Source organism: Candidatus Oscillochloris fontis (assembly GCF_004138135.1).
GTDB classification, from domain to species: domain Bacteria; phylum Chloroflexota; class Chloroflexia; order Chloroflexales; family Chloroflexaceae; genus Oscillochloris; species Oscillochloris fontis.
The window spans coordinates 1-22,716 of sequence record NZ_RYFD01000031.1 but is presented as its reverse complement, the minus strand read 5'-3'; the positions used below and the strand labels follow the sequence as shown (position 1 = coordinate 22,716).

Genomic DNA, 22,716 nt, shown 5'->3' with positions numbered 1-22,716 from the left:
GCCAAGAAGCCGCGCCACTTTAGTGGCTGCGGAGTGTCACATACAGATACCTGTAGCAAACGTTTTGTTGGTGCAAAACTATTTTGGGAAGCGCCGCATGGCTTCGACAAGTTCAGCCACCACGCCGCTGGCTGAACTTGTCGAAGCCATCACAGGCTACCTTCAATTTCAATAAGCCACGTCTAGACTAGACTATTTACGGCGTGGCTTATTTAGCGCAACTCTGCGCCTAATTGCGTTGCGTTAACTAGCATGGCACTGTAGCGTAGCGCCTCGTGCTGAGCCTCGGCGGTGAATCCGCGCCGAGCGAAGAATGCGTATTGTACCGTCCATCCCTGGCCAGCATTGGGGAGATCTGCCAACACCTTAGCTGTCTTCTGTTCGATCAATTCGCGCACCACCTGGCGATCAACCTCATCAGCACCCCACTTGCACTCACCCAACAAGATGGTGTGGGTCTGCCAGTTGATAGCGACCACATCCACCTGCACGTTCCGGTTCCAGTGGCTGCCTACCACCGTTGGAGTGAAGCGCAACACCCCCGTCTCGGACTGCTCGGCCACCCACTGGCGGCACAACTCCTCAAACCCCGTCTGCCCAACAAACGCCCGCATGTTGGCCTGAATACGCTGAAGCGCCTCTTGAGGAGCAAAAGCAAGTCGGTCGTGGTATGGAGCCAAGAAACGAAAATAGAAGCGGAAGTAGGCATCGCTTAGGTGGTAGCGTCCTTTGCGTGACGTGCGCTGCTCGGCTTGGGGGATGGTTGCGGGCAGACGTCGCTCCACCATCTTCAAATCTTGTAGACGCATCAGGTAGGACGAGAGGTGCGCCTTGTTTATCAAGGTGGTCTGTTTGATCGCATCGAGCGTATGCGCTCCCTCACCAATCGCCTTGAGGATTGCCAAATGTGATTGTGGCTCGCGTACCTCATCATAGAGCAAGAAGGCTGGTTCCGCCCCGAACATACTGCCTGGATCGAGGATGATCTGGCGGATGTTCTCAACCAGACTCAACTCTGGATCGAGCCAATCCAGATAGGCTGGGATGCCACCAACCACTGCATACACCGCGATGCGCTCTTCAACCGACCACGTAGGGAAGAATTCGTTTAGCGCCGAAAAGGGCAGTGGTTGAAGATACCAGCGTCCGGTGAGCCGACCGAAGAGAGGTGATTGTCCGCCCTGGATACCCTCCATCACGCGGATCTGTGACCCGCAAAGCGCAATCACCGTTTGCATGTATTGGAAGCGGTGATCCCAAGCATGTTGCAGCGCCGAGAGGGCGCCAGGATCGGACTCGATAGCGTAGGGAATCTCATCAAGGATGAGAATATGGCGCTGATCGCCAAGCACATCAGCGGCGGCCTCCCACACCTCTGCCCAACTCTCGAAGATTGGGGCGCGGTTCAGTGGCATCTTCATCAGGGCTGCATAGCATTTGCGGCGTTGGAGCGCAGCCGGTTCCTTCTCTGCCGTCCAAAAGGTTGTTGCGAGGCCACTCTGATTGGCCCAGTGGCGCAACAGATCGGTCTTGCCTACCCGGCGTCGCCCATAGAGCAACACCAACTGGGCTGGGCCAGGTCGCCGCCGCGTCAGCACCCGGTTGAGAAAGTCGAGTTCCTGAAGACGATCAACGAACATTGTGTGTTCCTCCAATAAACCACGTCTGGTGTAGTATACATTAGATGTGGCTTATTGTGGACATGAAGTAATCGTATCGGTATCTGCTATAATCGCGTTATCCGATACAGTTACAGAAATATCCCGTAAAGTCCAAGAGCTTGAGCCTTGGGTATTTCATGCTGCGGTGCGTAACCACGTACCAACTCCTCCTTGTATAATAGGGACTATCTCTACCGCCATGGTTCGGAGAAACAAAGGAAGATTGCGATGACCACTCCAAAGGACACCACTCCCACCCAGGGAATTTCGGCTGAGTCGATTGCCAAGTCGGGTGAAGGGCTGATCCGCCTGTGGGTGGCGGCCATTTCGTTGCCGCTCACGGCGGCCAACGCACTGGGCGCGACCTTTAATCGGCTGGTGACGGGCTTCACTTCTGCGCTGGATGGCAATCCGGTACAGAGCAACAATGATATTGTGAAGGCCACGAATGAGTTGGTGCAGGCCGGTACGAGCCTCTATACGAGCCTGCTTGATGCCGCCGTTAAGACACTTCAGTCGGCCACCAAGGCGATTGATACTGCGGTTGCCGAGAACCTCAAGACTCCGGGCAAGTAGCACTGGTTGATGGTCAGGGTATGTGCAAGGTTCTTGGGGCTGTGCCCCAAACCTCAATTTTTGTTGTGTTTTGGCGGCGAAGCCGCCAAAACACAACAAAAAAGTTCTTCGGGGGCGGCGAAGCCGCCCCCGAACCCCCACCGGAGGTGACTTTGCACATGTCCTGGGTTGATGGGGATCGAGAAGCGGCCTGGGGCTACCCTAGGTCGCTTTTTTGATTCAGAGAATCTCCATCCCACGTATGCTACATCTCCATCGCTCCTCCATAGTTGGTTGGTATGCTGTAGGTGTAAGCAAACTGCTGCGGAATGGCAATCAGCCATCCGCCCCAACAATGACAAGGAGTACCTCTATGAATATCGGTATTTGGCTCACCAGCGCGGTCGGTGCCGCAGTTCTCGCCGCAACCCTTGCGGTTGCCCCGATCACCTCGGCCCAGCAGGCTACGCCCACCGACGAATCGGCACTCGTGCTTCAGGGCCAAGGCCAGGGTCGCGGCCAGGATCAGGGCCATGGGCATGGCCAAGGCCAGGATCAGGGCCAGCGTGGCCCGCAGAGTGATGGCACTTGTAGTGGCGATAACTTTGTTGACGCGGACGGGGATGGGGTCTGTGACAACACGGGCAGTGGAACCGGAACGGGAACGAACTATACTGACGCGGACGGGGATGGGGTCTGTGACAACATGGGCAGTGGAACCGGGACAGGCAATCAGTCGCGCCACGGCAACCAATAAGCACGAACCGCTCTTCAATTCCACAACGATCAGACGGCGCGAGGGTACCCCTCGCGCCGTCTGATCGTTTATACTCCATAGCGAATCCTGTTCACGAATCGCTCCCTCAGTTTGGGACGGTTATCTGGAGAATACTCATGCTTCCCCGCTTTCATCAAAAGGTCGCGATTGTCACCGGCGCCTCATCAGGGATTGGCCGCGCCACTGCGATCAGTTTGGCGCGTGAAGGTGCGCGACTGACTATCTGCGCGGACCGGAATGTGCAAGGCTTGGAGGAGACTCGTCAGGCGATTAGCGAGTTGAATGCCGAATGTCTCGCCATTCAGGTAGATGTACGCAGCCAAGCTGCCGTTGAGGCGTGTGTGCAACAGACCCTAGATCGCTTTGGGACGGTTGATATTCTGGTGAATAATGCCGGCACCGCCCAGTTTGTTCCCTTCCCCATGATGCAGAATGAGGAGTATGATCGGGTGATGGACATCAACCTACGCGGCACCTTCTTCTTTTGCCGAGCGGTGATTCCCACAATGATCAAGAACGATTATGGTAAAATCGTCAATGTCACCTCAATCATGGGCGATATTGGAGCGGTTGGGCAGAGTATCTACAACGCCAGTAAGGGCGCGGCCAAGCTCCTCACTCAGGGGATTGCGGTGGACGTGACGGGCAAGAACATTAACGTGAACGCTGTCGCACCGGGGATGGTGGTTACCAATTTGACCGAGCGCATGCTGGCGCAGGAACAGACTGAGAAGTTCTTTTTAGAGCGCATCCCTAAGCGGCGGATCGGAGCACCTGATGATGTTGCTCCGGCGATCCTCTTCCTGTGTAGTGATGATGCCAGCTATATTCATGGCACGACGTTGGTTGTAGATGGCGGCATGCTCTGTACGCGCTAGGCTGAATGCGTATCACTCATCCAAGTCAGCACCGAGCTGCACACGGGCATTCGCAATGGCTGCTCTCTCGATATAGATGCGGGGCATCGTGAGGTCATTCCACCCGCCTGCTTCTTGGAGCGCAATCGGATCGGTGCCCGCTGCTGCTGCTCGTGTCGCCCAGAAGTGGCGGCAGTCGTGGGGACTCAGGCGGTACAACCCGATTCGGACTCCTAGGCGGCGCACTAGGCCGCCGATAGCAACGGCGTTGATTGGGCCACCCAGCTTCTGGCTATATGGCTTGGCAATGGTACGCAACAAGATCCCGTTGGCGGGCGCATCTCCGGCTTCGACATAGCGTTGGGCCGCACGCAAGGTGGCACGGCTGAGGCGGTGGGTTTGGGTCATATGCACTTTACGCCGATAGAAGCGTAACACTCCCTGTGCCAGATCCAGATCGGTGACTTGGAGATCCGCGACCTCGGAGGAGCGCAATCCATGATCGAGGAGGAGGCACATGAGCAGCGCATCCCGCCGCCCGACGGGTGTATCGGGGTGATTGTCGCGCAGGCGTCGTGCCTGCTCGCGGCTGATGCGGGTGGGGTTAGCCTTCTTCGCCCCACGGCGGGTCGTTGGGCGTTGGGCATCTTTATTGCGCCCCGCCCGCGAGTCGGGATGCGGGCTATGGATGGTTTGGATCAGTGCCATTGCCTCAGGTGCGATCACCCCCGCACGGGTGGCATGGGTACAGTAGGCGCGGATGGTGGCAAGTGAGCGGGCGATGGTTGCCAAACTGTAGCCAGCATTGGACTGCCATTGCAGGAAGCCTTCGATCAGACCCCATGAGACATGCTTCCAGTGGCGCGGATCTTCGTTCCAGGCCACATGGCTGTTCTCCATCCCCATCGCCTCTAGGTAGCGACTCCAGCGCACGAAGTCGGCATCCTGGGCGCGCAGGGTATGTGTAGAGAGTCTGGCACGGTACTGATTGAAGGTTCCTTGAGCCGCGATCTGATTTGCAACCTCAGCCGCATGAGCCAGTTGGAGCGACGAATTGGATGGAACAAGATCACCCATAAGCGCATTATTCCTTCATAACTGGGTATTATAACTTTGTGTTACGTCACGAGCGTTTACTCCTCGGCCTCCCCGAACACCACCTCCCCCTCGCGTAATCCGCTCAGAATCTCCACCTTATCGAGGGTGACGAGGCCAGTCTTGATCTCAAGCGTCTCGTCTGTTCCTCCACGATCCACCACCACGGTACTACGACTGCGCGAGATACGGATTGCTTCTGGGGGCAGGTAGAGCGCGTTGGTGCGGCGGCTGAGCAGAATACTGATCTCTGCCATATCGCCGGAGGCAAAACTCAGTCCCTGGGTATCGAAGACAAAGTGGTAGGTTCCTTCAGTCACCTCGCCTTCAAGTTCAATCGAGGCCACCGGAGCCAAACTGATCGCTCCCTCAAAGCTCTTGCCGGGGTAGCGGTCAAACGTGATGGTGATCGTTTGGCGCGGGTTGAACTGGGGCAGACTCGTGCGCCCATCGGTGAGCATGTCGCTCGTTTCGGCCATGATCTCTAGGCGACTCTCATCGAAGATGGTGATGATTGGCATACCAACTTGCACCGGTTCGCCAATACTGACATTAATCTCGACAATCTCACCACTAATCGGTGCGACGAGCTGACGCGCCTGGATCTGCTCCTCAATGTTGCGCATCTGGTTACGCAAACTCTCCACCGTAGTCGTCAGCGTAGGATCAACCTGCACGCGCTGGCGTGCTTGGGCTAGTGCAATTTCAGCACTGCGTACCGCACGCTCCTTCTCGGCGATCACAAACTGATCGGGACCTTTGAGGATGTCATTCAGTTGCGCCCGCGCCAGATCCAGTTTGGCCTCGGCGTCACTAACTGCTGCGACCTCATTATTGCGGGCGGTGTCATAGTTAATGACGGCGCTTGCTACCGCTGCCTCGGCCTCAGCCATTTGGCGTTTCAGGTCATCAACCTTGGTCTGTAGTTCTTTGGCTTGCTCGCCCTTTGCATTCTGCAATTGGGTTACCGCCGTTCCATATTGCTCCTGAATAGCTTGTAGTGCTGCCACAGTGCGAGCCAGATCGGCTTGGGCCTGATTCTTGAGTTGCGAGTAGTTATTCTTGGTTGTATCGAGGTTGGATTGCGCTTCGCGCACGGCGGTCTGGGCCTGGGCGACAACCAAGGCTGAAGGTGGTTGTTTGGCTTGGGCTAGGTCTTGTTGGGCCGCTTCGACCAGTAATTCAGCCTGTCTGACCTCCAACTGCCCCGCCTGCGCGGCCTGGGTAATGGTGCGTTGTGCCTGGGCCAAGTTGAGTTTGGCCTCCGTCAATTGAGTCTGGAGATCTTCAATATTCAACTGTGCCACAAGATCGCCTTGGTTGATCATCTGGCCTGGTCGGACAAAGATCTTCTCGATAATCCCATCTTGGGTGAATGACATGGGGTATTGCACCGCAGAGACCAGGCCATTAAAGCGTAGGACATCCTCAATCGTTCCGCGCTGCACTGTATAGGAGGGGCGAGGAATGGGGGTTGGGCTCGGTTCTGTGGTTGGTTCGACTATCCCAACTGTAGGAGCGGCAGTGGCTTGCGCCGGGGTTGCAGCAGGTACCGGTGTTGAATTGGAACAACCGGTGAGGAGTACTCCTGCAAGGCACACACTCAAGATCATACGATGCTGCATGGTGTACGTCCTTTCCTCCGTTGTGGGGGAAGATCCCCCACATGGATTTGGCACCCGCGTGCCCTATTGCGTTTGTGCTGCTCTATCCTATATGGTCAGGATGATAATTTGATGAGCAGCACCATGGGTGTTGTACATCAACGCGGGATGAATCTTCCCTTGCACATGCTACTCCTGAAAGGCAGGCCAAGCCGCATCTTTGGGGCTGATCTCACTTACCGGAAGTGGCCACGTGATTCCAAAGGCCGGGTCATCATAGCGTACCCCATCTGCCGCACTGGGGGTGTAGAACTGTGAGACTTGATACATGACCTCGGTATCATCCTCAAGTGTCTGGAAGCCATGGCCGAAGCCTTCGGGGATATAGAGCGCACGCCGATTTTCGGCACTCAACTCGACACTGATCCAGCGTTTATACGATTCTGAATCGGGACGCAGGTCAATGATAACATCTACAATCGATCCGCGTACACAGCGAATGATCTTGACTTCGGCATAGGGTGGGTGTTGGAAGTGCATGCCGCGCAGCGTGCCTTTGGTGCGGTTGTAGGAGAGGTTGGCTTGCACCACCGTGCTACTCAGTCCTTGGGTGGCAAATTCATTCGCCTCCCAGGTGCAGGCGAAGAAGCCCCGGTTATCCTCAAAGCGCTGGAGGTCAATGATATAGGCACCGTTCAATTCGGTGGGCGTGAAGTACATAACGATCCTCTAGGTCTAGATCAGGATGGACTCGGAATGCGGGCGACAATCGCGTTTCCGATCTCAATTGAGGCGGTTGCTGCTGGCGAGGGGGCGTTGCAGACATGGATCGCTCGGCCATGGGGAATGATCACAAAGTCATCCATGAGCGTACCGTCGCGCATGAGTGCCTGGGCGCGCACTCCAGCATGGGTCGGGACGACATCCTTGGCGCGGATCTCTGGGATCATGCGTCGCATGCTCTGGACAAAGAGTGCCTTGCTGGCTGAGCGCAGCATCTCTTTACTGCCCTCACCGAGGTAGCGGCTGGCTAGTTTCCAGAAGGCGGGGTAGGTGAACACTTCGGCCATATCCCCCAGGTTGATGTCTTGCTTGTGGTAGCCCTCGCGTTTGAGTGCTAAGACTGCGTTCGGACCGGCATGTACGGTGCCATCAATCATGCGGGTGAAGTGGACGCCCAGGAATGGGAAGTTGGGGTTGGGGACGGGGTAGATTAGCCCCTTGACCAGGTGGCGCTTTTCTGGCACCAACTCGTAGTACTCGCCCCGGAAGGGCACGATCTTCATATTCGTGCGTACACCGGCCATGGCAGCGACGCGGTCGCTCTGCAACCCGGCGCAGTTGATCAGGTAGCGCGTATGGAGGGTGCCTTGGCTGGTCTTCACGCTGATGATGTTGCCGCGTTCCTTGATCCCGCGCACCGTGGTCTTCAGATGTAAATCGCCGCCTTGACGTTGGATGATCTGCGCAAAGACTTCGCTCACCTGGGTGTAGTTGACGATCCCGGTACTGGGGATGTAGATCCCCGCGATGGCACGGACATGTGGTTCGCGGGCTTTGATCTCCTCTGGGCCAACCTTTTGCGCGTCTAGTCCATTGGCTTGGGCGCGTTGGTAGAGGTTCTCTAGGCGATCCAACTCTTGCTTGGTCGTGGCAACGATCAGTTTGCCACATACCTCATAGGGAATGTCATGTTTTTGGCAGAAGGCGACCATGGATTGTTGCCCTGCATGGGCAAACTGGGCCTTGAGGCTGCCTGGTTTGTAGTAGACCCCGGCATGGATCACGCCACTATTATTCCCCGTCTGATGCGCGGCCCAGTGCGCCTCCTTCTCACAGATCGCGATCCGAGCGCGTGGATGGTGCTGGCCAAGGGCCATGGCGGTGGAGAGGCCAACAATGCCCCCCCCAACGATCAGGTAGTCGTAGATCATCGTCTGCTACCCTTGCTTGCTAGGCGATTTCACCCAGGCGTTGCAATTCGCTGCGGAACCAAGGGATGGTGCGCTCCAAGCCTTCGCGTAGACTGATGGTTGGCTGCCAACCCAGAATGGTACGCGCCTTGGTGATGTCGGGCTGGCGCACCTGGGGATCGTCTTTGGTGCGCAGATCACGGGTCACCGTTCCCGCCGGGTTGTCCACCAACTCATTCACCAATTCGGCAAATTCCTTAATCGTGAACTCACCCGGATTGCCGATATTCACTGGCTCAACCTCATCCGATTGTAGTAGGCGGTAGATTCCCTCGACCAGATCGCTCACATACTGGAACGAACGAGTCTGCATCCCATCACCATAGAGGGTCAGCGGTTCCCCGCGCAGGGCTTGGGCGATGAAGTTGGGGACGACCCGCCCATCGCGGAGCCGCATGCGTGGGCCATAGGTGTTGAAGATGCGCACAATGCGGGTTTCGACATGATGATAGGTGTGGTAGGCCATGGTGATCGCTTCCGCAAAGCGCTTGGCTTCATCATACACCCCGCGTGGTCCAACGGGATTGACGTGGCCATAGTAGCTCTCAGGTTGGGGATGAACTTGGGGGTCGCCATACACCTCCGAGGTCGAGGCGAGCAGGAAACGCGCCCCCTTCTCCTTGGCTAAGCCTAGTGCTTTGTGGGTACCTAGTGCTCCGACTTTTAGGGTCTGGATCGGCAGTTCCAGGTAGTCAATTGGTGAGGCGGGCGAGGCAAAATGGAGGATCGCATCAAGGGCACCCTCAACATAGATGTAATTGGTTACATCGTGCTTGATGAAGGTAAAGCGCTCATGGCCGGCCAGATGGGCAATGTTATCGGTGGTACCGGTGATTAGATTATCCATGGCGATCACCGTATGGCCCTCGGTGAGGAACCGGTCGCACAAATGGGAACCTAAAAAACCAGCTCCGCCTGTAATCAGAACGCGCATATGAGGTTCTCCTCTTCCCGATGCCGGATGCGGAATCGGGAGGCTTCGTTATCGCACGTATTGTACACCTTGTATGTTTATTGCGGCATGCTGTACTCACGAGACTCCAAGATGTGCATGGTACAATCCCTCTGCTGAATGATATACCTGTTTGGGTGAGGATTGAGGAATGCAGAATCTGCTTGTCACCGGAGGGGCGGGATTTATTGGCTCCAACTTCGTCCAGTATATGTTGGAGAAGTACCCATCGTACCGGATTGTGGTTTATGATGCCTTGACCTATGCGGGCCGCATGGAGAATCTGGCGCAGGCCCAGGGGAATTCTCAATTTGCGTTTGTGCGCGGGGATATTTGTGATCTTGAGGCGGTACGGGCCGCCGTTGATACCTATCAGATTGATACGATCATTAACTTTGCGGCTGAGACCCATGTTGATCGTTCGATTCTGGCTCCTGATGCGGTGGTACGCACGAATGTGAATGGAACCTGGGCGTTGCTTGAGGTGGCCCGTGAGCGCAAACTGGAGCGCTTCCATCAGATCAGTACCGATGAGGTCTATGGCACCATCCCAGAGCCGAACCGTTCCCGTGAGGGTGATCCGCTAGAGGCGCGCAGCCCCTACTCGGCCAGCAAGGCGGGGGCCGAGCATCTGGTCTATGCTTACTTTATCACCTATGGTTTGCGCGTCACCACCACCCGTGGATCGAACAATATCGGCCCCTTCCACTACCCGGAAAAGGTGGTACCGCTCTTCACGACCAACGCGCTCGATAATCTGCCCTTGCCGATCTATGGTGATGGCCGTCAGGTGCGTGATTACCAGTTTGTGCTGGATCACTGTGAAGGGATCGATCTGGTGTTGCACAAGGGCGAATTGGGCGAGATCTATAACGTTGGCACCGAGGTTGAGACGCCCAATATCGAGATGGCCCACAAGATTCTGGATATTCTGGGCAAGCCCCACAGCCTGATCCAGCATGTGACGGATCGCGCCGGGCATGATCGTCGTTATGCGCTCGATTGCTCCAAGCTGCGTGCTTTGGGTTGGCGTTCAAGTCATACCTTTGATCAAGCGTTGGAGCGCACGGTGCGCTGGTATGTCGAGAACGAAGCTTGGTGGCGTCCGATTAAGTCCGGTGAGTACTTGGAGTACTATCAGAAGCAATACGGCGGGCGCTAGGCTGCACCTACAGGCAGCCTAGCCCCAAGATTGGAGCATCATGATGCGATCTCTGCGCGCCATCCTCCTTATTTGGGGCTTGGTGGTTTTGGCTGCCTGTACCCCTACACCACCAGCAATACCACCGACACAGGCATCTTCACCTGGCACCACCGCGTCACCCACTACGGCCGCCACAACCTTGGTTTCTCCAACCGAAGTGCTTGATTCAACCGAACTTCCGCTTACCCCAACCACGGCCGCACTGGATGGGCGGCCACTTATTCGGATTGACACCACTGCCCCTGGTCAGCCGATTGATCCGCGCCTTTTTGGTACGAACGCTCCGGCATGGATTGGTCCGAGCAATCTGGGGCGCGATGATGTGATCGCGATGACTCAGGCATTGGGAACGAACATCCTGCGCATTCCTGGGGGGAGTTGGAGCAACGCCTACTCGTGGTTGGCCTGCGAGACGGGCGATGCACAGAGTAATACCGAAGATGGCTGTTACTGGCCTTGGGCTGCCCGCCCCACCGATTTCCTCAACTTTGTGCGGGCGACGGGGCAAGAGGCCATGTGGACGGTTTCGATCAACGGGACATCCAAAGAGGCCGCAGCGCTGGTCGCCTTCTTCAATGGTTCAGTTGGTGATACGACCCCGATTGGGGTGGATGTGCGCGGCTATGATTGGAAGACCGTGGGCCATTGGGCGCAGCTCCGCGCTGACAATGGCAATCCCGAACCTCTCGGCATCAAGCTCTGGGAAGTGGGCAATGAGGTCTATGGTGGTAAGCCCGATACGGGCGGGAGCGATTGTTCCGAGTGGGGCTGGGAGGATGTCTGGACCTGTGATGGAACCGAGTATATGCTCGGCAAGATCGCCGGATCAGAAATTCACGAAGGTTATCTCGATTTCCGTGACGCCATGCGCGAGGTTGATCCAAGCATCCTCGTTGGTGCGGTGGGGGTCGAAGAACCCGACTCGTGGTCGGATTGGGGCAACGAGATCATGCGTGAGGGGGGCGAGAACCTTGATTTCTATGTCATCCACCACTACGCCTACTCGGAGCAACCCCCTAGTGCCGAGGCTGCTCTGACGCGCCCGCAAGAGACGTGGGCCGAGATGATTGCGCAGACCAATGCGGCGTTCGATACCACTTTGGGGCGACGGATCCCGATTGCCGTTACCGAGTATAACCTGGTCGCCTTCCAAGATCTGGATAATGACCAGTTGATGACGCGGGCGGTGAATGCGCTCTTCATGGCCGATACGCTTGGCCAGTTAGCGACACATGGGGTGGCCATGGCCAACCAGTGGGATCTGGCTAATGGGCGGGCCAATAACGGTACCGATTATGGCATGATTGACATGGATACTGGAATCCGCGCCCCCCAGTATTATGCCTTGCTGCTCTGGACGCGCTTTGGAACCCAACTGCTTCCGGTTGAGTCGCCGTTTGCGGCTGACACAACCCTGAGTTTCTATGCGGGGCGGGCCGAAGATGGGAGCCTGAGTCTGCTTGCGATCAACAAGACCGCGACCCCGCAGGAGGTGCGGTTTGAGTGGCTGGGAGCGAGTGGCACGTGGCAGGCCAGCGTTGATCTCTTCATGGCGGATACGCTGGAAGCGACCGCAGGAACGTTTAATCAGAACCCCAATCCGGCATTTGATCTTGCCGATGCACCAGCCGAGGATCTGGGCCAAGTTGAGGGTTCGTTGGATTACACCGCTCCGCCCTTCTCGATCAGCCTGATCCGGCTGGAGTCCTAGCTTCAGGGAAGTTTGAAGCTTCCCTGAAGCTCAAGCAGGGCATGGGCAAAGTCTTTGGGGCTGAAGCCCCACGTCCCAGTTTTTGTTATTTTTTGGCGGCGAAGCCGCCAAAAAATAACAAAAAAGATCTTCGGGGGCGGCAAAGCCGCCCCCGAACCCCCACCGGAGGTGACTCTGTGCATGCCCTGGAAGCTGCTCAGACATCAAGTTCGCGGATGCGTTTGGCTGGTACTCCACCCATCAGGGTGTTGGGGGGGACATCCTTTGTCACCACCGCCCCGGCTGCAACCACACTTCCCGTTCCAATCGTGATACCGGGGAGGATGATACAGCGAGAGCCGATCCAAGCTCCATCTTCAATCGTGACGCCCGCAGTCGTGACGTTTCCGGCGCGATGATGTGGGAATTCGATCTGGTGGGAGCTCGTGAGAAACATGACCTCATGACCGATGGCGACATGGTTCCCAATTGTGATTGGTGCATTGAGGTCGAAAAAACAATCTGTATTGAGTGTGACATGTCCACCGATGCGTAAGCGTTGGTGAATCTTGCCCGTCCCATGCATATGGGGTGTTCCGAGGATGATTGTCCCATGGCCAATCTGAATCCCAAAAGCGCGGAGGAGACGGGTACGCAAACGCATCCCACTGTAGCGCGGAATGAAGCGCAGGATCAGGGCAAGCAGAAGAAACCGAGGTTGAAAGGCGTAGGTCTCTTCATAGACGATGTGGCCGAGCTTCGCCCGGAGTTGATGATAGTCAAGCATAGCGATGCGGGTCATAAGCCTCTCACTAGCATAATGAGCACGGGCTTTTTCTTACCCTTGTTGAATGTCCATTTATATCAACAACGCATGGATTCAGGCGTTATTCACCTACTATAGGTATGATGACCCTACGACTCCGCTGGCGGTCTCTACGAAGCGAGTATGGTATGCTGGCACTACGAATGTTTCCGTCCTTTGAGGAAACGATTCTATTATAGCTTGAAGGTGAAACAGGTATGGTACGTATCGTCATATTACGGTTGCTGGAGAGTTTCTTCCGCCATCGTTGGCTCAACATCATCCCGATACTCATCGCGGCAATTGTCGGCGTGATCTTTGTGTTGAACATGGCTCCTGAGTATGTTGCAACGGGACGCTTGTATGTCTCACAGGAGAATCTGCTCGCCGACCTCACCTCAAGTGGTCAGAGCGGTTCATTTTGGACCACGGCGGCGGAGACGACTGTGTCCGAGATGTATGAGTTGATCAGCACTCAGGCATTCATCCGCACCGTCATCCAGAAGACCGATCTCGAAGCCTCCATGGCGCTGGGGCCAGATTCGGTCTATGAGACGATGACCTATGCACGTAAGGTCATCTCCATTCAGGCGGTGGGGAGCAATTTGCTAGATATTAGTGCGACTGGAGATGATCCGACGATTGTCTACCAGTTGGTCGCTTCGACCATGGATGCCTATGTGCAGTGGAAGATCAATAATGGCTACCAGGAGAGCGTGGCGGCGCGCTCGTTCTTTGAGGCATTGATGGTGCCATACCAGGAAGACGTAGATAACGCACGCAATGATCTGATTGATTTCTTGGATGCCAACCCCAATCCAGTGCGTGGTGATCGTCCACCAGAAGAAACCATGGAACTAGAGCGGCTTCAAGCATCGGTGCAGCGGGCAGAGGAACGACTTAGTGCAGCACGTGATAACCTTGAAAACGCGAGTCTCTCGCAAGTGCAATCCGAGAGTGTCACCAAACAGACCTATATGGTGATCGATCAGCCCGAAATACCCCAAGTGGCAGAGATTTCCACCAAGACGATGATCATGAACTTTGCGATCTTTGTCGTGGTAGGAATCTTTCTCTCGGTGGTCGGGATTGCCGGTGGTGCATTGCTTGATCGTAGTCTGCGCTTCCCGATTGATGTTCGTCATGGGTTGAGTTTGCCCGTATTGGCAATGGTGCCTATGGCGAAACCGATTTTGGTTGCGGTACCCGCAGAAGTTGGGGTAAACAGCATTGCTACTCTGGTTGCAACTGAGGAAGCCACGCTCCAACCACAGACATGAGCCGCACGCTACGGTCGGTTACTCGTCTCGGTCGGGATGCGTATACCTGAGATAGAAAGCCAGTATGGCCAAGCAACGTAAGAAAGAACCTGAGATTGATATGTCTCAGGTATTAACAGTGTCGGCACTGGATGGGCGGCTCCAGCATACCTTTGCTCCCGATGTCATCCAGAGCTTTCGTTATATGGCGACGCATCTGACTCTGAATAATGAACTTCCCGCACGAATTGCTTTGATTGCAGCTTTGCGTGGGGAGGGGGTAACGCATACGGCAGTTGCCTTAGGGGCCACGATTGCGAGTGATACAGGACGGCGTATCTGTGTGGTTGAACTCAATTGGTGGGCACCGGGTATGATCAATCTGCTCGATCCACGGCGGGTAGATCTTACCCTGGCTAAGAAGAAGAAGAAGGCTGCGGTTGAAGCTATCGAACCACTGCTTCCTGATCATCCGCGTATTGAACATGTTTTGGCGGGCGAAGCCGACTTGGATGCTGCAATCATCCATACCAATATTCCCACCCTGGATCTGTTACCGGCGGGGGATATTCCTATTAGCCGACGCCCGGCAACGGCGCGGTCTGCCAGTTTGCGCGATCTGATAGCTCGGCTAACCGAACAGTATGATCACCTGTTGTTGGATGTGCCAGCCCTGCGCACAACTAGTGATGCGATAGTCTTAGCGGCGCTCAGTTCTGCATGCATTGTGGTGACACAGCAGGGAACAACCTCCATTACTCCCGTCCAGCAGGCGTTGGATGATGTGAAGAGCCTTACCATGCTGGGGATCGTTTTAAATAAGGTCAGGATCCATATGCCGAATTGGATTCAGAGCCTAGTACCCCAGGATTGATTGGATGGAGGAGGTGGCATGAAGATCTTTCTCGGATTTTTATTTGTCTGTTTCTATGCGGGTTGGCTCCTCAATCGGTTTAGTATGCGGACAATGTCTATTCTTTTGGTTGGGTTTAGCCTCTTTATCTGTTTCGGTTATTTCTTCCTCAACTGGATTTAGCATGGCTGTTGATGCCTTTCTCGCCAAACACATACCTTCGGTTGATGATGTTCAGCGTCGCTCACAGTTGATCTGGTGGCTCATGTATGTGGGCTTGATCGCGACCACTGGGATGCTGCTGCTGTTTATGCATACCCAAGGACCCTCGTGGTCTATGATCGCATGGATCATCTACCTCATGGGTATGGTGGCAATTTTCTACAATCCGCGTTATGGAGTCTATCTGATCCTCTTTCTCACCTTGATGGGGGATCAGGCTATGCTCTACTGGTACCCCTTTACCAAAAATTTCTCCAGTGGCGAATCACTCATGTATCTGCATGGGTCGGTCAACCTTAGCCCGTTGGAGAGCTATATTGCTCTGACTCTGTTTGTCTGGTTTGGCCGGATGGCCATGGAACGTAAGTTTAGTTTCTATGTTGGCCCGATTCTGATCCCTGCCATGCTCTTTGCGGGTTTTATTACCCTCGGATTGGTGTATGGAATCTCTCGTGGTGGGGTGCTCTCGATTGCACTGTGGGAGGTGCGTTCGATCTACTACCTCCCCGTCATGTTGATTCTGACTGGCAACCTGATCCTGACCTCAGTACACGTCAATCGCATGATGTGGTTGATGGTGATTGCGCTGGGTTACAAGGGGATTATGGGCATTGTTCATGTGGCAACTCAGTTGAATTGGGACTTGAGTGGAGTGGAGCGGATTGCCGAACACTCCATGTCAATCCAATTCAATGCCTTCTTCATGCTCTTGATTACGGTCTGGTTTTACCATGACTCAGCACTCAAACGCTTGATTTTGCCCATGCTGGCTCCGTTTGTTCTCTACAGTTTCTTTGCCAACCAGCGCCGAGCGAGTTTCTTGACCTTAGGGTTAGGGGTGATGGTGGTACTCAGTATGCTCTATCGTGAGAATCGGAAACTCTTTTTTACCCTTGTACCCAGTGGGGCAGGGGTCTTTTTGGTCTATCTCGCGGCGTTTTGGAATAATACTGGCGCAATCGGGATTCTGGCTCGTGCTGTGCGTTCAGTTATTGGCCAACCAACTGCCCGCGATGCGGCCTCGAATATCTATCGTGATATTGAGAATGTCAATACGATGTTCAATATCAAGGCATCGCCTCTCTTTGGGATTGGGTTTGGGAATAAGTTTTATATGGTCGTCCCGATGCCTGACATCAGTTTCTTTATCTGGTGGGAGTACATTACCCACAACTCAATCATGTGGATCTGGATGCAGGCTGGGGTGGGAGCCTTCTTCTCCATGCTCTTACTCACGGGTATGACCATGATTGTCGGTGGGCGAGCGGTCTGGAATATGCCTGCTGGCCCCTTACGAGCGGTAGCGCTGACCGCGACGCTCTATGTCTTGATGCACTTTACCTATGCCTATGCCGACATGTCATGGGAAGTGATTAGTATGACCTTTGTGGGCACGATGATGGGGCTGATCAATGCGCTTGATCCCATCTCGCAGCGCACACTTCCCGTCCCGGTGTCCCGCTGGCCTTGGGTTCCCGCCCATGATCTCCCCCCATCCAAACGCTGGCCTTGGGTACCTGATACGGGGGTTATTCCACCTTATCCTTCCCCTAAGGTTTGGCCCTGGCCCGTACCTGCCTACCGTGCGGCGCAGATGGATCGGGCGAAGGAACGTGCCGCACACGCTACTGATCAATAAGGTTTTCCCATGCATCCCATACCTCATCCTTGGCGTACATTCCAGTTTATCGGGTTATTCCTCTTACTTAGTTTAGTAGCTTGTGGAGAGCCCCCAACTCAAACAGTTACACCTCTACCTGCTCCAACCCTCTCATCGCTCTTTGTCACTCCTGACGCCTTGCCTACCCCTGTGTTGGTGACCGAATCGTCACCGATCCCGATCACCCGCCCGAATGCGACCGCGATTGCCCAAGCGACCAATACGGCGCTGGGTGAGGATAAACTAGTGGTGGTGCCGGTCTATGGTGATAGCCTCAGTGCGGATTGGTCGCTTGAGCAGAGTTTTCAGACCGAGATTGATCTGCTTAACCGTGCCTATGTACAAAATGGCCGCTATTCGATCAAGGCCAAATCGCTCTATACCACCGGGACGCTCTATTTCACGCTCAAGCCAACCGCCAAACAGATGTTTCTGCGCTCACGGGTGCAGGGTGTTCGCTTCTATCTCAGCGGTGGGCCGCTGGCGATCAATAATGATGCGTTGACGGTTGCAGTAGTGGGGAGTAATGCGAAGCCCTATTGGGTGGACAATGATACCTCAGTACAGTTTGATGGCCGGGTGACGGATAATGAGCCGATCTTTTCTGAAACCCGGCTGTCCTTTCTTGGTATCAACACCGCCATTCCGGCCAAAAAATCGGTTGAGGTGACGGTTTGGTTGGATAGTCTGCTCTATGACCCGACCTACAAGTATGTGACGGGGTTCTATCTCAAGACGGATCGTGCGTCGGTACCAACCTTCTATGTCGATCAGGTGAGTCTGCTGCTGCTCCCAGAACGCTAGATTAGCATGTTGGTGACCTACGTTACGCCTCCTCCAAAGAATTCTTTTTCGCTCATGTTGGCGGCTTCGTCGCCAACATGAGCGAAAAAAAGGAACAATTCATGATCAGTGGAAGAACGATTGCCAAAAATGTCAGTGTGATGATGGCCTCGCAGATTACCACCTGGGCGCTATCGTTCATCTTGGCAATCTTTCTTCCCCGCTATCTTGGGGCTGATCTTATCGGGGTGGTGGCGATTGCGACCTCGATCTGGTTAATCGGGCAGGTCTTCATCTCGTTTGGGATGGATACCCACCTCACCAAGAGTGTTGCTCGTGATCCCACCATGACGGTGGATCTGATGCTGACCAGCTTGCTTATTCGGAGCATCCTCTTTGTGATCACATCGGGAGTCGTGGCGCTCTATTCCTGGATCATGGGCTACGATGCAACTGCCAATTGGGTCTTGGCGATTGAGGGAGCCTCGTTTCTCTTTATGGCCTATTCGGGGGTGTTTACAGCGGTGCTGATTGGGTTAGAACGGATGGAGTTTATCTCGATTGCCAATATTGCCGCTAAAGTAGTGCTGACTGGAGGCAGTCTGCTCCTGATTGTTTTGGATGCAGGACTCTACATTGTCATCTCAATTAACATCCTCGCCACGATTGTCCTCTGTGCGATTATGTTTGTGGCTATCCAACGTCTCTACCCCCTCCGTCTCCAATTTCGCTTTGCTGGTATCACCACCATGCTCATGCAGTCATGGGTCTACCTCATCTCTGCCCTTGCGATGACCGTCTACCAACAGATTGACAAGCTCTTTATTGCCGCCCTGGTAGATATGCGCACGGTGGGTTGGTATAGCACCGCCATGAACCTGTTTGGGACGTTGATGTTCCTCCCGGTTGTCTTTGGGACGGTGATCTTCCCTTCGATGGCGCGCAGCTATGCGACGGGTGATTCTAAACTCAATCTGATCGCCCAGCGCAGCTTTGATCTCATGTTCATGCTGAGTGTGCCGGTTGGTTTAGGCTTAGTGGTGATCGGTCAGCCCTTTGTTGATCTGCTTTATGGCCCGGAGTTTTATCAGAGTGGCCCGATTCTGATGCTGCTGGGGGTGGTGCTGATCTTCACCTACCTGAATACGATTCTGGGCCAGTTGCTCATTTCGGTGGATCGAACGGGATCGTGGAATATTGTCATGTTCGTGGCGATTGTGGTTACGCTGCCGCTGGACCTGTGGCTGGTGCCGTGGACCCACGCGACCTATCAGAACGGGGCGTTAGGGGGGGTACTAGGCTTCTTGATTACCGAGTGCGGCATGGTGGTGACGGCGATTTTCCTCCTTCCCCGCAACACATTGGGTTGGTCGAATGTACGCTCAAGCATCCTTACCCTCTGCGCGGGCCTGTTGATGATGGCCACGAGTTGGTGGCTGCGTACCGACTGGATGTTCCTCTCGATCATCGTCGCTGCGATAACCTATGTCGCTGCTGTATTGGGGCTGCGGATTATCCCACAGCAGGATATGGAGGTCATTCGTCAGGGGCTGATGAGCGTTGTAGGCCGATTGCGACGGAATTAGAGCGTATTTTTACCTATTGGGGCTTAATTTTTCGCGCTATCTTTGTTAAGATACCAATGGAGCATAATGCGTTATTGTCGAATCTGATCTTCGGCAATGCTGGCGAAAGGTAGCGCATGGCGACGATCCATCCAACGGCGGATGTCTCTGCACAAGCGGTGATTGGTGCGGGCACGCGAGTGTGGGCGAATGTCCAGATCCGTGAGCGGGCCACGATTGGCTGCAACTGTATCATTGGCCGTAACTCGTACATCGAATTTGACGTAACTATTGGTGACAACGTCAAAATTCAGAATAATGCCTCGCTCTATGTCGGCCTGACGGTTGAGGATGGGGTCTTTATCGGCCCACATGTCATCTTCACCAATGACAAGTTGCCACGGGCGATCAACCCGGATGGCAGCTTGAAGAGCGCCACCGATTGGCATGTGGGCAAGACTCATATTCGGTATGGAGCCGCCATCGGTGCCGGGGCAGTGATTGTGACCGGGGTGACGGTTGGGCGCTGGGCGATGGTGGGATCGGGGTCGGTCGTAACCAAGGATGTGCCCGATTTTGGCTTGGTGGTTGGCAACCCGGCCCGCCTGATTGGGTATGTGAGTGCAACCGGGGTGCGCTGCGCTTCAGCCGAAGAGGCTGCGCAACTCAGTGTGCAAGAAGGGGCAATGTAGCTTGACAGAGAGGATGGTGTTGACTGTCAGGGTCACCGATGGGGTTGACCCGACACCCGTAGAGCCAAAGGAACATCTCCATGCTAGGTATTGGTGTGATCGGCTATGGCTATTGGGGACCGAACCTTGTTCGCAACTTCTCGCAGGCACGTGGGGCGCAGGTGGTTGCCGTGTGTGATCAGCGTGAAGAACGCCGCGCTCTGGTTGAGAAGCTCTACCCGGCGGTGACGACCTATGCCGATGTGGATGCGATGTTGAGCAGCCCCCAGGTGCATGCGGTCGCTGTTGCAACCCCAGTCTCTTCGCACTTCCCCTTGGCTATGCGTGCTCTGGAGGCCGGGAAGCATGTCTTTGTCGAGAAGCCCTTTGCGGCCACCGTGGCCGAGGGTGAGCAGTTGGTCGCCGAGGCTGCGCGACGCAACTTGACCCTGATGGTTGATCATACCTTTATCTACACCAGTTCGGTGCGTAAGATTAAGGAGTTGATCGAGAATGGCTCTTTGGGCGATCTCTACTACTACGATTCGGTGCGGGTGAATCTCGGTCTCTTCCAGAGCGACGTGAGTGTGTTGTGGGATCTCGCCGTCCATGATCTCTCGATCATGGATTTTTTGATCGGGCGTAGCCCCCAAATGGTTGCCGCCACGGGCATGGCGCATGTGCCCGGTCGCCCGGAGAATATGGCCTATCTGACCTGTTTCTTCGAGCAGAGCCTGATCGCCCATTTCCACGTCAATTGGCTGGCTCCGGTCAAGATCCGTCAGACCCTGATTGGTGGCTCGGAGAAGATGATCGTCTATGACGACATGGAGATGAGTGAGAAGGTCAAAATCTACGATAAGGGCATCATCGTTAGCCACGAGGAAGATGAGATCTACCAGCGCCATGTCGGCTACCGCACCGGTGATATGTGGGCACCCCGGCTCGATAACATTGAGGCGCTGAAGATTGAGGCCGAACACTTCGTCGAGTGTATCCACAGTGGGGCAACACCCCTCTCAAGTGGTGCGGCGGGGCTGCGGGTGGTGCGCATCTTAGAGGCGGCTTCCCGTTCGATGGCCAATCATGGTCAGCCGGTCGCAATCTGAAATCAGCCGGACGACTCAGGAGGCTTCGATGGTTCCTTTTGTTGACCTGAAGGCGCAGTATCTCTCGATCAAGGCCGAGGTTGATGCGGCGGTGCTGAGTCTGTTGGAGAGTACCCAGTTTGTGTTGGGGAAAGAGGTTGCTGCCTTTGAGGAGCTTTTTGCCGCCTATACCCAGACTAGTTATGTGATGGGGGTGAATACCGGCACGAGTGCGCTGCACCTGGCGCTGCTCGCGGCGGGAATCGGGCGTGGGGATGAGGTCATTACTACCCCCTTCACCTTCATTGCCACCGTCTCGGCAATTGACTACACCGGCGCAACGCCGGTCTTTGTGGATATTGACCCGGTCTCGTTCACGATAGATCCGGCCAAGATTGAGGCTGCGATTACGCCGCGTACCAAGGCGATCCTCCCCGTCCACCTCTACGGCCAGCCGGCGGAGATGGCCCCGATTATGGAGATCGCCCGCCGCCATAATCTGGTGGTGATCGAGGATGCTGCCCAGGCGCATGGGGCTGAGTACCGTGGCCAGCGCGTGGGGAGTATTGGGGATCTGGGCTGCTTCAGCTTCTACCCCGGCAAGAACCTGGGCGCGTATGGCGAGGGTGGCGCGGTGACGACCAATAACCCGGAGTTTGCGCGTACCATCCGCATGCTGCGCGATTGGGGCGCGGAGCGCAAGTACTACCACGATCTCAAGGGCTATAACTACCGCCTAGAGGGTGTGCAGGGCGCGGTACTCAAGGTGAAGATGCAGTACATTGAGGCATGGACTGAGGCGCGCCGGGCGGTGGCGGCACGCTATGATGCGCAGTTGCCCGCCTTGGGGATCGCAACCCCTACCGCACTCCCCGAACGTCGCCACGTTTACCACATCTACGCCATCCGCGAGGCCCGCCGCGACCAACTCCAAACCTTCCTGCATGACCACGGGGTGAGTACGGGTATTCATTACCCCATCCCGGTGCATCTCCAGAAGGCGTTTGCCGAACTTGGCCACAAGGAGGGCGACTTCCCGCACTCCGAGGCGGCGGCGCGGGAGGTGCTCTCGTTGCCGATGTACCCTGAATTACCCCCAGAATTGCAAGATCATGTAATTGCAGCCCTACGATCTTGGTATCATCCTGCGTAAGTTACTGCGATAATGGTGATGAATATTTGGTACGAGCGGTTTGGTCTTATGTCTGATCTGTGTTGTTCCAAATATTCATCACTTTTACGGGGTAAATCGTTGTTCCATGATCTAGCGTGACGGGTAAGCAATACTATGGAGACTAGATAGATGAGCACTGTATCTACGTCAGTAGCGTATCATATTGATTTCGCATTGATCGTTCTTACTGGGGGGTTGTGCTAGTTGAAAATTGGTTCATAGCAGGTCTGGGAGGTTGACCAAAGACCTCCGGTGTGGTATGGCTGG

At 55.2% G+C, this 22,716-nt stretch carries 21 protein-coding genes; 14 read left to right on the top strand and 7 right to left on the bottom strand.

Features of this window, described 5'->3' with window-relative positions; translation table 11 throughout:
- Positions 1-212: 212 nt before the first annotated feature.
- A complete protein-coding gene (locus tag EKD03_RS12345; protein ID WP_129631059.1) occupies positions 213-1,640 on the bottom strand; it encodes an ATP-binding protein in 1,428 nt (475 codons plus the stop codon).
- A 249-nt stretch (positions 1,641-1,889) separates the two neighbouring features.
- Here EKD03_RS12345 and EKD03_RS12340 point away from each other — a divergent pair, with 249 nt between their 5' ends.
- The 3 genes from EKD03_RS12340 (at position 1,890) to EKD03_RS12330 (ending at position 3,872) form a co-directional block, all read left to right on the top strand.
- A complete protein-coding gene (locus tag EKD03_RS12340) occupies positions 1,890-2,237 on the top strand; it encodes a hypothetical protein (RefSeq protein WP_129631056.1) in 348 nt (115 codons plus the stop codon).
- 352 nt (positions 2,238-2,589) lie between these two features.
- Entirely contained in the window at positions 2,590-2,973 is a 384-nt protein-coding gene (locus tag EKD03_RS12335; protein WP_129631054.1) for a hypothetical protein, read from the top strand.
- A gap of 137 nt (positions 2,974-3,110) precedes the next feature.
- Positions 3,111-3,872: an SDR family NAD(P)-dependent oxidoreductase gene (locus EKD03_RS12330; protein WP_129631051.1), complete on the top strand. Its 762-nt coding sequence runs from the start codon at positions 3,111-3,113 to the stop codon at positions 3,870-3,872.
- Positions 3,873-3,884: 12 nt separating this feature from the next.
- Here EKD03_RS12330 and EKD03_RS12325 read toward each other — a convergent pair whose 3' ends face one another.
- From EKD03_RS12325 to EKD03_RS12305, 5 genes are all read right to left on the bottom strand, one after another.
- A complete protein-coding gene (locus tag EKD03_RS12325; protein WP_129631048.1) occupies positions 3,885-4,928 on the bottom strand; it encodes a tyrosine-type recombinase/integrase in 1,044 nt (347 codons plus the stop codon).
- A gap of 56 nt (positions 4,929-4,984) precedes the next feature.
- Positions 4,985-6,571: an HlyD family efflux transporter periplasmic adaptor subunit gene (locus EKD03_RS12320; RefSeq protein ID WP_129631045.1), complete on the bottom strand. Its 1,587-nt coding sequence runs from the start codon at positions 6,569-6,571 to the stop codon at positions 4,985-4,987.
- A 168-nt stretch (positions 6,572-6,739) separates the two neighbouring features.
- Positions 6,740-7,270 (bottom strand): dTDP-4-dehydrorhamnose 3,5-epimerase, encoded by a 531-nt coding sequence (rfbC, locus tag EKD03_RS12315; protein WP_129631042.1) that lies wholly within the window; start codon positions 7,268-7,270, stop codon positions 6,740-6,742.
- A 20-nt stretch (positions 7,271-7,290) separates the two neighbouring features.
- Positions 7,291-8,484 (bottom strand): L-2-hydroxyglutarate oxidase, encoded by a 1,194-nt coding sequence (lhgO, locus tag EKD03_RS12310; RefSeq protein WP_202976793.1) that lies wholly within the window; start codon positions 8,482-8,484, stop codon positions 7,291-7,293.
- A gap of 19 nt (positions 8,485-8,503) precedes the next feature.
- Positions 8,504-9,457 (bottom strand): UDP-glucuronic acid decarboxylase family protein, encoded by a 954-nt coding sequence (locus EKD03_RS12305; protein WP_129631039.1) that lies wholly within the window; start codon positions 9,455-9,457, stop codon positions 8,504-8,506.
- A gap of 169 nt (positions 9,458-9,626) precedes the next feature.
- Between EKD03_RS12305 and rfbB the strand changes: the two genes are divergently transcribed.
- Complete coding sequence (gene rfbB / locus EKD03_RS12300) at positions 9,627-10,637, top strand: dTDP-glucose 4,6-dehydratase (protein WP_129631035.1); 1,011 nt, start codon at positions 9,627-9,629, stop codon at positions 10,635-10,637.
- A 40-nt stretch (positions 10,638-10,677) separates the two neighbouring features.
- Positions 10,678-12,390 (top strand): alpha-L-arabinofuranosidase, encoded by a 1,713-nt coding sequence (locus EKD03_RS12295; RefSeq protein WP_129631032.1) that lies wholly within the window; start codon positions 10,678-10,680, stop codon positions 12,388-12,390.
- A gap of 196 nt (positions 12,391-12,586) precedes the next feature.
- On the opposite strand, the gene EKD03_RS12285 is transcribed toward EKD03_RS12295, so the two are convergent.
- Positions 12,587-13,171 (bottom strand): acyltransferase, encoded by a 585-nt coding sequence (locus EKD03_RS12285; protein WP_129631026.1) that lies wholly within the window; start codon positions 13,169-13,171, stop codon positions 12,587-12,589.
- A gap of 221 nt (positions 13,172-13,392) precedes the next feature.
- Between EKD03_RS12285 and EKD03_RS12280 the strand changes: the two genes are divergently transcribed.
- The 9 genes from EKD03_RS12280 to EKD03_RS12245 all read left to right on the top strand — a co-directional run bounded on the left by EKD03_RS12280 (position 13,393) and on the right by EKD03_RS12245 (position 22,428).
- Complete coding sequence (locus EKD03_RS12280) at positions 13,393-14,454, top strand: GumC domain-containing protein (RefSeq protein WP_129631023.1); 1,062 nt, start codon at positions 13,393-13,395, stop codon at positions 14,452-14,454.
- A 64-nt stretch (positions 14,455-14,518) separates the two neighbouring features.
- Positions 14,519-15,307: a P-loop NTPase family protein gene (locus EKD03_RS12275; RefSeq protein WP_129631021.1), complete on the top strand. Its 789-nt coding sequence runs from the start codon at positions 14,519-14,521 to the stop codon at positions 15,305-15,307.
- 18 nt (positions 15,308-15,325) lie between these two features.
- Complete coding sequence (locus EKD03_RS18440) at positions 15,326-15,469, top strand: hypothetical protein (RefSeq protein ID WP_161569257.1); 144 nt, start codon at positions 15,326-15,328, stop codon at positions 15,467-15,469.
- 1 nt (position 15,470) lies between these two features.
- Complete coding sequence (locus tag EKD03_RS12270; RefSeq protein WP_238613508.1) at positions 15,471-17,147, top strand: O-antigen ligase family protein; 1,677 nt, start codon at positions 15,471-15,473, stop codon at positions 17,145-17,147.
- A gap of 177 nt (positions 17,148-17,324) precedes the next feature.
- Positions 17,325-17,972 (top strand): hypothetical protein, encoded by a 648-nt coding sequence (locus tag EKD03_RS12265; protein ID WP_129631018.1) that lies wholly within the window; start codon positions 17,325-17,327, stop codon positions 17,970-17,972.
- 101 nt (positions 17,973-18,073) lie between these two features.
- Positions 18,074-19,537: a flippase gene (locus tag EKD03_RS12260; protein WP_161569256.1), complete on the top strand. Its 1,464-nt coding sequence runs from the start codon at positions 18,074-18,076 to the stop codon at positions 19,535-19,537.
- A 116-nt stretch (positions 19,538-19,653) separates the two neighbouring features.
- Positions 19,654-20,208 (top strand): acyltransferase, encoded by a 555-nt coding sequence (locus EKD03_RS12255; RefSeq protein ID WP_129631012.1) that lies wholly within the window; start codon positions 19,654-19,656, stop codon positions 20,206-20,208.
- Positions 20,209-20,288: 80 nt separating this feature from the next.
- Positions 20,289-21,296 (top strand): Gfo/Idh/MocA family protein, encoded by a 1,008-nt coding sequence (locus EKD03_RS12250; RefSeq protein WP_129631009.1) that lies wholly within the window; start codon positions 20,289-20,291, stop codon positions 21,294-21,296.
- Positions 21,297-21,324: 28 nt separating this feature from the next.
- Positions 21,325-22,428, top strand: coding sequence for a DegT/DnrJ/EryC1/StrS family aminotransferase (locus EKD03_RS12245; RefSeq protein ID WP_129631006.1), 1,104 nt, complete (start codon positions 21,325-21,327; stop codon positions 22,426-22,428).
- Positions 22,429-22,716 lie beyond the last annotated feature (288 nt).